We start from the raw sequence: 13,808 nt of genomic DNA, 5'->3' as shown, positions 1-13,808 counted from the left end.
GTCCGCCCGGGCGGCGGCGCGGCTCAGCCCGCCGCCCGCAGGTCCACCCGCCAGTTGTGGCTGCGCATGAACCGCCCGGGCGGGAACTCGAAGTCCGTCTCGCCGACGAGGCTGAACCCGGCCTTCGCGCAGACCGCGTTGGAGGCCGGGTTGTCCACCGAGGGGAAGGCGTGCAGGTGGCGGTGGGCGGCCTCGCGGCGGGCGGCCGCGACGGCGGCGCGGGTGGCGGCGACGGCGATGCCCCGCCCCTGGTGGCCGGGCAGGACGTTCCACCCCATCTCGTGGACGGTCTCGCCCTCCCAGGTGCGGGTGCCGTAGCCGACGGTTCCGACGGCCTCGCCCTCGGGGAGCAGCACGATCCGGTACATGCAGCCCAGGCCGGACGGGACGAAGTCCAGGTAGCGCCGGTGCCGGACGAGGAGTTGCTCCTCGGTCTCGGGGCCGCCGACGTGCTTCTTCATCTCCGGGGTGTTGACCCGGCGCAGCAGTGCGAGGTCGGCGTCCGTCCAGGGCTCGATCTGTACCTGTGCTGTGCTCATGCCGGGGACGGTAGTGGTCCGTACGGGTAGGTGACCAGCGGTTTTGCAGGCATCCGGGGGTGCTGGCCGGGGTTCGGCCCCGGCTCGGCCCCGGTTTGGGCCCGGCCGGGGTTCAGGCCTGGTCGGGGCCCTGGCCGGTCTCGGCGAGGGCGCGGGCGAGCTGTTCGAGGGCGGGCAGGGCGTGGACGACGGCGTCGCGGTCGGTGGGATCGAGGGTGTCGAGGGCGGTGGCGATGCGGCGCTCGTGGGCGCGCTGCCAGTCGTCGAGCTGGCGCCGGCCGGCCGGGGTGAGGGCGATGCGGGCGGTGCGACGGTCGCCGGGGTCGGCCTGGCGGTCGACGAATCCGGCGTCGAGGAGCTTGCCGATCAGCCCGCTGACGGTGTTGGGGGCGAGCCGCTGCCGGGCGGCGAGTTCGCCGACCCGCAGGGGGGCGGCGGCGAGGGTCTGGAGGAGTTCGACCTGCGCCATGGGCAGGGACTCCCACGGGTAGTCGGTGCGGATGCTGCTGCGCAGGGCGCGGCGCAGGCGGGTGACGGTGTCGGTGAGCCGCCGGGCGTGGTCGACCGCCGTTTCGGGGGTTTCGGTGGCGGGGTCGGGGACGTGTGGTGACGACGGCATGGCGGACAGCGTATCGCCTGGTACGGGCCGGTCCGGCGGGTTGTCCACCGTCGAGCGGGGGCCTCCCGGAACTCTGCGGGGCCTCGTGGAGCTCGGTGGAACTCTGCGGGCTCCCGTCGGAAAGCGAGCAGCTCGTAGAAAGAACATATCTGCGTCCGATATATTTGTGCCATGAACGCCACCGCCCTTGCCGCGCGGCTGCTCACCGAGCGGCCCCGGCCCCGCGGCATAGCCGGCTGGCGTCACGCCCACTGGCTGGCCGTCGGCACCGTCTGCCTCGGGGCCTTCCTCGGCCAGCTCACCGCCAGCGTCACCGCCCTCGTCTTCCCGGCCCTCGGCCGGCACTTCAACGCCGGCTTCGCGGCCGTCGAATGGGTCGCCCTCGCCTACCTCCTGGTGCTGGTCGCCCTGCTCGCCCCGGTCGGCTGGCTCTCCGACCTCATCGGCCGCAAGACCATGTACCTCGGCGGCTTCGCCGTCTTCGCCCTGGCCTCGCTCGGCGCCGGATACGCCGGAAGCCTCGGCGTGCTGGTCGCCTGCCGGGCCGTCCAGGCCGTCGGCGGCGCGATGATGCAGGCCAACAGCGTCGCCCTGGTGGCGCGCGGCGTCCCGGAGCACGCGATGCGGCGCGCGCTCGGCATCCAGGCAGCGGCCCAGGGGCTCGGTCTGGCGCTGGGCCCCAGCCTCGGCGGGCTGCTGGTGGAGCACGCCTCCTGGCGGTGGGTGTTCTGGATCAACGTGCCGATCGGGGTGCTGGGAATCCTGGCCGGATGGTTCCTGCTGCCCCGTACCCGCACCGGGCCCCCGCCCGCCGCCGGTGCCGGGAAGCAGCTCATCGCCGGTACCGGGGGCCCGCTCACCGCCGATCCCGGGACCCCGCCCGCAGGGGCCGCCGCGAGCCTGCCCGCTCCCCGCGCCGGGGGCGCCCCCCGCGCGAGTGCCGCCGCGAGCCCTCCCGCCACTGTGCCCGCCACCGCGTCCGGAGCCCGCTTCGACCTGCCCGGCCTGCTGCTGCTCACCGGCTCCACCACCGCGCTGCTGCTCGCCCTGTCCACCGCCTCCGGACTGCCGCTGCCCGGCTGGGCCGCCGCCGCCCTGCTGCTCGCCGCCGCCGTCCTCGCGCTCGCGCTGGTCCGTCAGGAACGGCGGGCCGCCCGGCCGATCCTGGCGCCCGGCCTGGTCAACACCCCCGGGGTGCGGTCCGGGCTGGTGGTTTCGCTGATCGGCTACCTGCTGCTGTTCTGCCCGCTCGTGCTCGGCCCGGTGCTGCTCACCGGCGCGGGCGTGCCGGTGGCCCGGGCCGGCCTGGTGATCACCCTGCTGCCCGCCGCGTTCGCGCTCGCCGCGACCGTCGGCGGCGCGCTGCTGCCGCGCGGCTGGTCGGACGTCGCCCGCTGCCGCGCGGGCGCGGTGCTCGCGGGCGCGGGGCTGCTGCTGTTCGCCCTGCTGCCGGTCTCCGGGGCGGCCGTGGCGGTGCCGCTGCTGCTCGCCGGCTACGGGCTGGGACTGCTGCTGCCCGCCAACAACGCGCTGGTGATGCGGGCGATCCCGGCGCAGTGCTCGGCGGTCGGCGGCGGCATGGTGAACATGGCCCGCAGCCTCGGGACGGCGCTCGGCACCGCGCTGCCCGTCCTCGGAGTCCATCTGGCGGGCCCGGCGTCCGGCGGCCGGACGGTACTGCTCGCTCTCGCGGCGGTCGCGGTGGCGGCCGTGGCCCTGACCCGGCCGGTCCGCCAGGCCTGAAGCCGGGGCCCCTTCCCCTAAGCCTCCGAGCGGACGTTCAGCGCGTCCTGGGCCCGGTTGAGGCCGCGTCGCACCAGCGTGTCCAGCGCGTCCGCACACCGGTCCAACACCCCTGGCAGGGCGGCCTGTTCGCGGTCCGAGAACTTCTTCAGCACGAAGTCGCCGACGCTCTGCCCCTTCGGCGGGCGCCCGATGCCGAAGCGCAGCCGCACGAAGTCGGGGGTGCCGAGCACCTCGCCCACCGAGCGCACGCCGTTGTGGCCGCCGGGGCCGCCGCCGCGCTTGAGCCGTCCGGTGCCGAACGCGAAGTCCAGGTCGTCCTGCACGACCACCAGGTGCTCGACCGGGACGCCGTAACGCCGCAGCAGGCCGGACACCGGCCGGCCGGACAGGTTGACGAACCACTGCGGCTTGGCCAGCACCACCCGGTGGCCGTCGACCTCGATCTCCGCCACCAGGGCGCCGATCCCGCGCCGCCGGAACCGCGCGCCGTACCGTTCGGCCAGCCGCTCCACGGTCAGGAAGCCGGCGTTGTGCCGGGTCAGCCGGAACCACGGGCCGGGGTTGCCCAGTCCGGCGATCAGCCAGGGTGCGGCGGGGGTCATCGGGAACTCCAGGGGCTTGTCGCGGACGCGGGACGGCCGGGGCACGGTACGCACGGTACGGGACCGTCGACCGCGCCCCGGCCGTCCGAGGACACGCGCAGTGGGGTGGGTCAGGACTCGGGCACGCCGGGGGCGGCGCCGCGCTCCGTGAGCATGTCGGTCATCAGCTGCACCTCCGAGGTCTGTGCGACCACCATCGACTGGGCGAGCCGCTTCTCGGCGTCGTTCTTCGCCAGGTCCACATAGCCCCGGGCCATTTCGACGCCGCCCTTGTGGTGCTGGATCATCAGCTGCAGGTAGGACACCTCGGCGTCCCGCCCGCTGAGCGAACGCAGCTTCGCCAGTTGGGTGTTGGTGGCCATGCCGGGCATCAGCGAACCGTCGTGGGCCTGGTAGTCGTGGCCCATCTTCATCCACGCCATCGGCTTGGCCGCCGAGTGCTGCGGCAGCCCCCACTGGTCGATCCAGCCCATCATCATCCCGCGCTGGTTGGCCTGGGTGTTGATGATGTCGAAGGCGAGGGTGCGGGTCGCGTCGTCGCCGGTGCGGTCCCGGACGATGAACGACAGGTCCACCGCCTGCTGGTGGTGGGTCGCCATGTCGCGGGCGAACCCGGCCTCGGGCGAGTCGTCCGCCGGGACGGCCACCGAGGCCGACCCGGACGCCGACGTCCCGCTCGCCACCAGGGCGGGCACCCCGAGGGCCAACGCGAGGGCGGCGGCCAGCGCGGCCGGCCACCACAGCCGCCGACGGGCCGGGCGCGGCGCCCCGGCCTCGTCCGCGAACTCCTCGGCGGCGTGCTCGGAGCCGTCCTCGGGCGGCGCCGCGTCGGCGGTCACATCTGCCCCATGGTGCAGGAGGCGCCCGGCTCCTGGGTCTGCTTGCCCTGGACGTACTTGGTGAAGAACTGGTTCACCCGCGGGTCGCTGGCGCTCTCCACGATCAGCTGGGTGCTCCAGGCGTTCAGGGTGATGGTGCCCTTCTCGTCCGGGTACGGGCTCATCAGCGAGTACGGGGTGGTCTTGACCTTGTCGGACAGGGTCTTGATGTCGTCCGGCGTCGCCTTGCCGTTGTACGTCACCCAGACCGCGCCGTGCTCCAGCGAGTGGACGGCGCGCTCGTTCTCGACCGGCTGGTCGTAGACGTGGCCCATGCAGTCCAGCCAGATCGCGTTGTGGTCGCCGCCGACCGGCGGGGTCATCGGGTAGCTGACCTTGTCCTTGACGTGGGTGCGGCTCAGCTCGCCGAAGGTCTGCACGCCCGGGATGTCCGCGTTGGCGGCGGCCTGCTCCTTCTTCTTGCTCTGGTTGGCGTCCATGACGATCCAGGTGCCGGTGGCGATCGCGCCGATCACCAGCACACCGGCCGCGACCGAGGCGATGACCTTGTTGCGGCGGTCGCGGCGCTGCTCGCCGGCGCGCAGCTCGGCTATCCGGGCGCGGCGGTCGGTCGGGCCGGGCTTGCCGGACTGCTTGCTGGACTGCTTCGAGGCGGAACCCATGGTGGTTGTCCTTGTCCCCGCCGCGCACTGCTGGAGGCGCGGCGGTCAGCTGAAAGAAGGGGAGGGGCGGATCCGCCGGCGGATGCCGGGCGGTGGGTTCCGCTCAGGACCGGTGTACTTGCAGCTCGTGTAGATCGGGTGCCGGATGCGGACCGTCCAGCAGCCCGGCGGGCACCACCCTGGGCAGCGCCTCGGCTGCCGGCGCGAGCGGTGACGCGGCCGGCTGCGGATGCGGCGGCGGGTTCGGCAGCTGGGCGTCCTGCGCGCAGTACGGGTGGCTGGAGCAGCCGTTGTCACGGCGCGGCTGCCCGCCGTCGGCGGTGCACCACGTCCAGTGCCGCTGCTCCCCGGCGCGCTGGCGCTGGTCGGAGGCCTTGGCGGCGGGGCCGGCGTGCGGGACGTGACTGGCGACCGTCGTGACGGTGACGGTGACGGCGGCGGTGACGGTGGTCGGCGTCGGAGCGGCGTGCGCGCCGACCGCCTTCGACTGACCGGCGCACGGCAGCGTCGTGAGCAGCGCGACCAGCAGCAGGACCCACAGCACACCCACCGGGCGGCCCGCCGGTGCGGCCCTCCCCGGTCGAGGTGAGCTGGGGGCCGACGCGGTCATGCGCACATTTAATCAGCCGAACGAGTGAAGCGATGCCCCTCCTCCACCCCCATTTTCGGCCGCTCCCGGACCCGAACACCCCGGAAACGCCCTGCTCCGGGCACATCCGGCAAGCACGGACGGAACGGGACCGAACGCGGGGGTGAACCCGGGGGTGGACGCGGGGCCGGACGCGGGGCCGGATTCCCCGGTGAAACCCGAGGTGGGCGCGGTGGCCGGGAACGGCCCGGCGCTGACCGGTTGTCGCCGAAACCCGGACAGCGTCGTTGCACTTGGAGACAATGACGTCGAGTCCGGCCCCGCCGGGGGCGGCGCGACCACGGACCGACCAGGAGCCGCCAGATGAGCAAGCAGGGTGCCCCCGCACAGTCGCACCGGCCGGACGACGGCTGGTGGGACACGGTCTACGACGGCCCGGCGGGCACCCTCCCCGACACCCCGCACGCGGACCCCGGCGACGGCAGCGTCGACGACTGGTTCGACACGGCGGTCGGCCTCATCGGCCAGCAGCGCACGGCCGAACCGGAGTCGGTGCTGGACGCGGGGCCGGTGCTGGGCGTGGAGCCGGTGCTGGGCGTGGAGCCGGCGTCGGAGTCGGCAGCGGTGCCGGAGCCGGAGCCGGAGTCGGCAGTGGTGCCGGCAGCGGCCGAGGTGCTGGAACGGGACAGCATCGACGACTGGTTCGACACCGCGATCGGCGTCATCGGACCCCAGCGGGCGGACGAGGAGCGGGTCTTCGCCCCTGACGTCCAGGAAAGCGAAGCCGACACCCTCCCCACACCGGTCTCCCTGGACAAGCCCGCCCCCGAGCCCGCGCCGCAACCGGAACCGGAACCGGAACCCGAACCGCAACCCGAGGCCGAACCGGAGGCCGCCACTGAGGAACCCGAGCCCGAGCCCGAGCCCGAAGCCGAGGCCACCGAGGAACCCGACGCCACCGTCCCCGACCCGCGCCCGGCCGTCCGCTCGCCGCTCTCCGACGGCGCCCCCACCGTGCCGCACATCGGCGAGCGCCCGCCGACCTACGGGCCGGAGCCGACCGCCGTCCCGGAGGCGGACCCGGGCGTCCTCGGGGCGCTCGTGCCGGACACCGTCCTGGAGGGCGCCCAGTACGGCCCGTCCGTTCTGCGCGCCGTCTCCGTCCGCGGCGACTCCGCCCGCTACCGGGGCGAGTCGCGGCGGGACGCGCTGCTGATCACCAGGTTCGGGGACGGCCCGGACGGGCTGCTGCTCGCCGTGCTCGCCGGCATCGACCGGACCGGCACCGCCGCGGACGAGGCGCTCGCCCCGGGGGCCGTCGCCACCAGCACCCGCGAGGCCTGCCGCCATCTGGCCGCCGCGGTCGGCCGCAGCCGCGAGGGCCTGGCCGCCGACCTGCGCGACGGCGCCCGGGACCGGCTGCGCTACGGCCTCCAGCGGCTCGCCACCGGCGCCGTCGCCCCGCTGCGCGCGCTCGTGCCCGGGAACGAGGAGGACGGCACGCCGTCCCCGGCCTCGCTGCACTGCCTGCTGCTGTCGCTCGACCCGGCGGTCGGCCACCGGGCGGCCTTCGGGGTCGGCCCGGGCGGGCTCTACCTGCTGCGCTCCGGCCACTGGATCGACGCCTACGCGGCCCGCCTGCTGCACCACCCGGACGGCCGGCAGCCGCCGGAGGAGCCGAGGCCGTTCCGCTTCCGGCTGGTCCCCGCCACCCCGGGCGACGTGCTGCTGCTCTGCACCCCCGGCCTGGCCAGCCCGATCGCCGACGAGCCGGCCGTCGCCCACTTCCTGTCCACCCACTGGGCCCACCCGCACCCGCCCGGCACCGTCGACTTCCTCCGCCAGGTCCAGGTCCGTGCCAAGGGCTACGCCGACGACCGCACGGCCGCCGCCGTCTGGACCGAATGACGACCGCATGACGACCGCGGGGCGGCTGGAGCGCCGCCGGCCCGCCGGTGCCGCGCCCGACACCCGGTCAGCGCACCCGGTCAGCGCACCCGTTCGGCGCACCCGGGGGGAAGGCGGCGCGCGGCGCGGAGCCGCGGACGGTGACTGCGGCCCGGAGGGCGGGCAGCACCCAGACGACCTGCACCGCGGCGTACCAGGGCGGGCAGACGCCCGGGATCGGTTGACGCCGATGAGGGCGATCGGCAGGACGACGGTGAGGGCGGCATGACCGACGACGACGACACCGACCGCCGCGTCCGCGCCGTCCTCACCTACCTGAGCAAGCCCTAGCCTGATCCGGGCCCCTCCCGCGGCGAAATATGTAGACCGACCGACAGATTTCCCGGCCGCGCGAGAAGTCGGCGGGCCCGACTTCTCGCGCGCTGCTCGCGCTTGCGGGTAGTGAATATGTAGACCGACCGACATATTTTTCCCTGGTCACGACCGCGCCGACCGCGCCGACGGGAGTGGATCGCGCAGGAAGTCGACCGGGCCGACTTCCTGTGCACCGCGCGCACTCACGCGCCCCACACGCCACGCGCCACGCGCCCCACACGCCACGCATCACGCGCGCGCATCGCGCCGTCGCGTCACCGAGGGAAATCTATAGACCGGTCGGTATATTTTCTCCCTCGCCGCCGCAGCCCCTGGTCAGGTGCGCAGGAGGATCGCGGTGACGGCGGTGGCCTGGGTGAGGGCGGCGGGGCGGTGGGTGCCGGGGAGGCCGATGGCGAGGGGGACGGCCAGGCCGTCGAGGAGGGCGCGGATCTGGGTGGCCCGGTCGGCGGCGGGCCCGGGGGTGAAGTGGCCGGTGGCGGTGCCCTCCTCGATGAGGGCGACCAGGTCGGCCTGCCAGGGCGCCTCGATCTCCTGTTGCCCCTGGCGGATCTCGGCGCTGGCGGGGGAGCGCCCCCACACCTCGACCCACAGGATCCAGCGCGGATCGCCCGCCCCGTCGGGCAGGTAGAGGCGCAGGTAGGCGTCGAGCCGCTGCCAGGGGTCGCGCAAGCGGTCGGCGAGGGCGTCGCGGCGCCGGGCCCCGAGCTGGTCCTCGCTCCAGCGGAGGGTTTCCAGCAGCAGCTGGTCCTTGCTGCCGAAGTAGTAGAGCAGGTGTCCGGCGCTCATCTGGAGCTGTTTGCCGAGCCCGGCCATGGTGAGTTTGGCGAGCCCGTGTTCGGCGATCGCGGCCCGGGCGGTGGCGAAGACCTCCTCGCGGGGGCGCGCCGGCCGGCGCGGGCGGGGGTCGGCCATGTGCGGTGCGCTCCCTCGGTGGTGCGGAGGTCGGAAGGCTGCCGGGGCGGGGGAGGTGCCCCCGCCCCGGCAGCCGGGTGGCCCAGGTGCCCAAGGTGGCCCAGGTGCCTCAAGTGGCCTGGGATCAGACGGACTTCGGCTGCTGCTGCGTGATGCAGTGGATGCCGCCGCCGTTGGCGAAGATCTCGCGGGCGTCGACGAGTTCGACGGTGCGGCCCGGGTAGGCGCGGCCGAGGGCGGCGGCGGCCTCCTGGTCGCGCGGGTCGTCGAAGGCGCACAGGATCACGGCGCCGTTGGCCACGTAGTGGTTGATGTAGGAGTAGTCGACCGGTTCGCCGTCCTCGTCCAGCAGGACGGTGGGGGCGGCCAGTTCGATGACCTCCAGCGCCCGGCCCCGGGCGTCGGTGGCGGCGCGCAGGACGGCGACGAGCTCCTGGCAGACCGCGTGGTCCGGGTGGGCGGGGTCCGGCTGGACGTGGGCGACGACGACGCCGGGGCGCACGAAGGAGGCGACGATGTCGATGTGCCCGCGGGTGCCGAACTCGTCGTAGTCGCGGGTGAGTCCGCGCGGCAGCCAGATCGCCTTGGTGGTGCCGAGGAAGGCGTGCAGCTCGGCCTCGACCTCCTCCTTGGTCCAGTCCGCGTTGCGGCCCTCGCCGAGTTGGACGGTCTCGGTGACCAGGACGGTGCCCTCGCCGTCGACGTGGATGCCGCCGCCCTCGTTGATCAGCCGGGAGGCGAAGCGCTGGACGCCCGTCAGTTCGCTGATGTGCTCGGCGATGTGCTGGTCGTGGTCCCAGCGGGCCCAGGACTGGGCGCCCCAGCCGTTGAAGATCCAGTCGGTGGCGGCCAGCGAGCCCTTGCCGTCGATCAGGAAGGACGGGCCGATGTCGCGCATCCAGGCGTCGTCGAGCGGGCGCTCGACGATCTCGACCTGCTCGGAGACGTACCGGCGGGCGTCCGCGGTCTCGCCGGTGTTGACGACCAGGGTGACCGGCTCGTACCGGACGATGGTGTTGGCGACGGCGGCCCAGGCCTCGCGGCCCGCGTGCAGGTTCTCGGGGGTGTCGAAGGTGGGGTTGGCGGTGGGGAAGGCCATCCAGGTGCGGTCGTGCGGGTGCCACTCGGCGGGCATCCGGTAGCCGAGGGAGGCGGGCGTGGGGGTGGTCATCCGGGAGTCCTAGTGGGGGGAGGCGTTCGGCGGAGGTGTCAGCGGAAGTGTCAGAGGAAGTAGAGGCGGCTGAGCGAGACGCTGTCCGCGGGTTCGGAGCGCAGCGGTTCGCCGTCCAGCGAGACCAGGCCGGTCTGGGTGACGTCGACGCGGCCGACCCGGGCGTTGCGGACCATGTCGCGCGGGCCGATGCCGCGGGTGTTGCGGACGCCGACGCGGCGGCGGCGGGTGGGCAGCCCGTCGGCGGGGCGGTCGAGGTAGGCGCCGTCGGCGGCGGCCTGGGCGACGAAGGCGACCGAGATGTCGGCGGCGGTGGCGCCGTGGGCGCCGAACTGCGGTCCGAGGACGAGGGGTTCGCAGGTGTCGGTGGAGGCGTTGGGGTCGCCGACCACGCCGTAGGCGGGGAAGCCGGCCTTCAGGACCAGCTGCGGCTTGGCACCGAAGTGGTCGGGGCGCCACAGCACGATGTCGGCGAGTTTGCCGACCTCGATGGAGCCGACCTCGTGGGAGAGACCGTGGGCGATGGCGGGGTTGATGGTGAGCTTGGCGATGTAGCGCAGGACGCGCTCGTTGTCGTCGCCGCTCTCGGTGGTGCCGTAGCCACCGTCCAGGGGGCCGAGTTCGGCCTTCATCTTGCCGGCCATGGCGAAGGTGCGGCGGACGGTCTCGCCGGCGCGGCCCATGCCCTGGGCGTCGGAGGAGGTGATGCCGATGACGCCGAGGTCGTGCAGGACGTCCTCGGCGCCCATGGTGCCGGCGCGGATGCGGTCGCGGGCCATGGCGGCGTCGCCGGGCAGGTCGGTCTTGAGGTCGTGGGCGGAGACGATCATGTCGAAGTGCTCGCCGAGCGCGTCGCGGCCGAACGGCAGGGTGGGGTTGGTGGAGGAGCCGATGACGTTGGGCACGCCCGCCATCTTCAGCACGTTGGGGACGTGTCCGCCGCCGCAGCCCTCGATGTGGAAGGCGTGGATCGTCCGCCCCTCCAGCACCTTGAGCGTGTCCTCCACCGACAGGCACTCGTTCAGGCCGTCGGTGTGCAGGGCGACCTGGACGTCGTACTCCTCGGCGACGCGCAGCGCGGTGTCCAGGGCGCGGGTGTGGGCGCCCATGTCCTCGTGGACCTTGAAGCCGGAGGCGCCGCCCTCGGCCAGGGCCTCGACGAGCGGGGCCGCGTCGGAGGACGAACCGCGGCCCAGGAAGCCGATGTTGACGGGCCAGGCGTCGAAGGCGTTGAAGGCGTGGCGCAGGGCCCAGGGGGAGTTGACGCCGACGCCCCAGACCGGGCCGAACTCCTGGCCGATGATCGTGGTGACGCCGGAGGCGAGGGAGGCCTCCATGATCCGCGGCGAGAGCAGGTGGACGTGGGTGTCGATGGAGCCGGCGGTGGCGATCATGCCCTCGCCGGAGACGATGGTGGTGCCGGTGCCGACGACGACGTCCACGCCGTCGAGGGTGTCGGGGTTGCCGGCGCGGCCGATCGAGGCGATCCGGCCGCCGATCAGGCCGATCGAGGTCTTGCGGATGCCCTGGATGGCGTCGATCACCAGGACGTTGCTGATCACCACGTCGCAGGTGTCGCGGACGGCGGCGGCCTTGAGGTGCAGTCCGTCGCGGGCGGTCTTGCCGAAGCCGGCCAGGAACTCCTCGCCGGGGGCCTGGGAGTCGGACTCGACGCGGACGATCAGGCCGGAGTCGCCGAGCCGGATCCGGTCGCCGGCCCGGGGGCCGTGCACCGAGATGTAGTCGTGGGGGGTGATGGACGTCATGACGGCACCTCCGCGTCGTCGAAGGTGGTCAGGTAGCCGGTCGCGCGGGCCTTGGCCAGGGCGGCCTCCTTCGCGCCGGGCGCGTCCAGCGGGCCGTCGACCAGGCCGGCGAAGCCGATCGCGACGCGCTCGCCGCCGATCGGCACCAGGCCGACCTGGACGGTGGCGCCCGGGTCGAAGCGCACCGAGGAGCCGGCCGGGACGGCCAGGTGGGTGCCGTAGGCGGCGGCGCGGTCGAAGGCGAGGCGCGGGTTGGCCTCGAAGAAGTGGAAGTGCGAGGTGACCGAGATCGGCACCTGGGAGGTGTTGTGGACGGGCAGCAGCACCGTCTCCTCGACCGGGTCGTAGCCGGCGCCGTCGCCGATCAGCGCGCCGCCGGGGGCCTCGTCGCCGAGCGAGCCGGCGCCCCGGAACGGGTCGTTGACGACGGCCAGGCGGGTGCCGTCGTCGAAGACGGCCTCGACCTGGACGACGGTGACGACGTCCGGCACGCCGGGCAGCACGTCGGCGGCGGTGAGCACGCTGCGGCCGGCCTCGATGGCCTCGGCCAGGCGCCGACCGTCGCGGGCGGCCTCGCAGACGGTGTCCGCGATCAGGGCGGTGGCCTCGGGGATGTTGAGGCGTACGCCCCGGGCGCGGCGGGCGCGGGCCAGTTCGGCTGCTGTGAAGATCAGCAGCCGGTCCCGCTCGGTGGGGGTCAGTCGCACGGTTCCTCGCTCGCGGTCGCCGGGGAGGGGGTCGGCTTTCGGGGGCGATGTTAGAACGTCGTTCAAACATCTCGGGCCATTGAACCCGGACCGGGCCGCCGTGTCCAGCGTTGCCGGTCCGCAGGGGTTCGGCCCGCCGGGCGCGCGGCGGGGGTGAAGCCCTGGAGGGGAGGGCGCGCGGCCGGGGTGCGCCGGGCGCGCGGAGCAGGACGGGGCCCGGCGCGCGGCGGGGTGCGACGGGGAGTGGGAGGGCGGCGCGGGCCGGCGCCCGGGCGCCGGGTGTGCGCGGGATCGGGCGGGGGCGGACTCGAAAACAGGCTCTGCGCTTCGCAAACCTGTCCGGCGCGGGCAGTTGGATCACGTGAACCTCCCCGTGCCCCTTTCACCCCACGTGATCGGACGCACACTGTTGCAAACGCCGTCAACTGGGCATGAGGATGGGTGGTCAGAACGTGGGGGCCACCCGGCCGGCGGGGGATCCGGAGGCGGGGGCTCGGATTCGAGGGCGGGGGCATGTGTTGATGGACGGTCAGTCGCGATTCCCGCGGCAGCGGACGAGTTCGGGTGACGCCTACCGGTCCGGGCCCGCCCCGGGCGCGGCCGGCGGCACCGGGACGACCCTGCCGGGCACCTCGGCCCCCGGCTGCGCCCTGCACCGCCGGCTGCACCTGACGCTCGACCCGGCCGACCTGGTCGCGGTCGGCTCGGTCCGCCGGCGGCTGCGGACGGCGCTCAGCCACTGGGGGGTGCCGGAGCTGTCGGACACCGCCGAACTGCTCTCCTCCGAGCTGGTGACCAACGCGCTGCTGCACACCGGCAAGGGCGCGGTGTTCGACGCGGTGCTCGGGTCGGACCACCGGCTGCGGATCGAGGTGCAGGACGGCACGACCCGGCTGCCCGGCCGGCGCCGCGATCCGGACGCCGAGTACGCGACCTCGGGGCGCGGCCTGCTGCTGGTGGAGTCGCTCGCGGACGCGTGGGGCGTGCAGCTGCGGGGCGACGGCAAGGTCACCTGGTTCGAGCTCGCCCTGCCCTGAGCCCGGCCGCTCGCGGGGCGCGGGCACGGGGCGCGGGCACGGAGCGCGGGCACGGAGCACGGAGCACGGGCCCGGGGCGCTCGGGGCGCGGGGCATGTGGGGGTACGCGGCCCGCCGCACCGTTCGCCGTCGATTCATTCGCCTTCGAAGCATGCCCAGAACAGAAGGCGGAGCGGAAGATTTCCGGCCCGTTACCATTGCCGCTCGGCCCAACATTGGACAGGATGGTGGGAATGTGTGTCCACGTGCGGGAAGCAGCGGGGAGACCGAACCTCGACCGACCCCGCCCGTCGACACCGCCCGATCCAGCACCACCCATCACACCGCCACGCG

At 74.2% G+C, this 13,808-nt stretch carries 13 protein-coding genes; 3 read left to right on the top strand and 10 right to left on the bottom strand.

Annotated elements, in window-relative coordinates; genetic code table 11:
* Positions 1-23: 23 nt before the first annotated feature.
* Positions 24-539, bottom strand: a complete 516-nt coding sequence (locus ACIP37_RS21205; protein ID WP_363630242.1) for a GNAT family N-acetyltransferase — start codon at positions 537-539, stop codon at positions 24-26.
* Between the two features lie 112 nt (positions 540-651).
* Positions 652-1,158 (bottom strand): MarR family transcriptional regulator, encoded by a 507-nt coding sequence (locus tag ACIP37_RS21200; RefSeq protein WP_363584097.1) that lies wholly within the window; start codon positions 1,156-1,158, stop codon positions 652-654.
* 171 nt (positions 1,159-1,329) lie between these two features.
* Between ACIP37_RS21200 and ACIP37_RS21195 the strand changes: the two genes are divergently transcribed.
* Positions 1,330-2,901 carry an MFS transporter gene (locus ACIP37_RS21195; RefSeq protein ID WP_400844280.1) on the top strand — a complete coding sequence of 524 codons (1,572 nt, stop codon included), beginning with the start codon at positions 1,330-1,332 and terminating at the stop codon, positions 2,899-2,901.
* A 17-nt stretch (positions 2,902-2,918) separates the two neighbouring features.
* Here ACIP37_RS21195 and pth read toward each other — a convergent pair whose 3' ends face one another.
* The 4 genes from pth to ACIP37_RS21175 form a co-directional block, all read right to left on the bottom strand.
* On the bottom strand, positions 2,919-3,506 hold the full coding sequence (gene pth, locus ACIP37_RS21190; RefSeq protein ID WP_363630300.1) for an aminoacyl-tRNA hydrolase: 588 nt from the start codon (positions 3,504-3,506) through the stop codon (positions 2,919-2,921).
* A 110-nt stretch (positions 3,507-3,616) separates the two neighbouring features.
* Positions 3,617-4,249: a DUF305 domain-containing protein gene (locus ACIP37_RS21185; protein WP_400844303.1), complete on the bottom strand. Its 633-nt coding sequence runs from the start codon at positions 4,247-4,249 to the stop codon at positions 3,617-3,619.
* A gap of 92 nt (positions 4,250-4,341) precedes the next feature.
* A complete protein-coding gene (locus ACIP37_RS21180; protein WP_363584094.1) occupies positions 4,342-5,007 on the bottom strand; it encodes a DUF3105 domain-containing protein in 666 nt (221 codons plus the stop codon).
* A gap of 103 nt (positions 5,008-5,110) precedes the next feature.
* A complete protein-coding gene (locus ACIP37_RS21175) occupies positions 5,111-5,617 on the bottom strand; it encodes a hypothetical protein (RefSeq protein WP_363584092.1) in 507 nt (168 codons plus the stop codon).
* A 342-nt stretch (positions 5,618-5,959) separates the two neighbouring features.
* On the opposite strand from ACIP37_RS21175, the gene ACIP37_RS21170 reads away from it, so the two are divergent.
* Positions 5,960-7,504, top strand: a complete 1,545-nt coding sequence (locus ACIP37_RS21170) for a hypothetical protein (RefSeq protein WP_400844277.1) — start codon at positions 5,960-5,962, stop codon at positions 7,502-7,504.
* Between the two features lie 690 nt (positions 7,505-8,194).
* On the opposite strand, the gene ACIP37_RS21165 is transcribed toward ACIP37_RS21170, so the two are convergent.
* The 4 genes from ACIP37_RS21165 to ACIP37_RS21150 form a co-directional block, all read right to left on the bottom strand.
* The gene (locus ACIP37_RS21165; protein ID WP_400844274.1) at positions 8,195-8,794 is read right to left on the bottom strand and encodes a TetR/AcrR family transcriptional regulator; all 600 of its coding nucleotides are present in this window, start codon (positions 8,792-8,794) and stop codon (positions 8,195-8,197) included.
* A 124-nt stretch (positions 8,795-8,918) separates the two neighbouring features.
* A complete protein-coding gene (locus tag ACIP37_RS21160; protein ID WP_400844271.1) occupies positions 8,919-9,965 on the bottom strand; it encodes an agmatine/peptidylarginine deiminase in 1,047 nt (348 codons plus the stop codon).
* A 50-nt stretch (positions 9,966-10,015) separates the two neighbouring features.
* A complete protein-coding gene (locus ACIP37_RS21155) occupies positions 10,016-11,731 on the bottom strand; it encodes an urease subunit alpha (protein ID WP_363584086.1) in 1,716 nt (571 codons plus the stop codon).
* Positions 11,728-12,438 (bottom strand): urease subunit gamma, encoded by a 711-nt coding sequence (locus ACIP37_RS21150; protein WP_363584084.1) that lies wholly within the window; start codon positions 12,436-12,438, stop codon positions 11,728-11,730. The genes ACIP37_RS21155 and ACIP37_RS21150 overlap by 4 nt, the downstream gene beginning before the upstream one ends.
* Before the next feature lie 521 nt (positions 12,439-12,959).
* Between ACIP37_RS21150 and ACIP37_RS21145 the strand changes: the two genes are divergently transcribed.
* A complete protein-coding gene (locus ACIP37_RS21145) occupies positions 12,960-13,475 on the top strand; it encodes an ATP-binding protein (protein WP_107452835.1) in 516 nt (171 codons plus the stop codon).
* The last annotated feature ends 333 nt before the right edge of the window (positions 13,476-13,808 follow it).

It is taken from the genome of Kitasatospora sp. NPDC088861 (assembly GCF_044750105.1).
Classification (GTDB): Bacteria; Actinomycetota; Actinomycetes; order Streptomycetales; family Streptomycetaceae; genus Kitasatospora.
The sequence above is the reverse complement of the archived record's forward strand: the minus strand, read 5'-3'. Positions and strand labels throughout refer to the sequence as shown.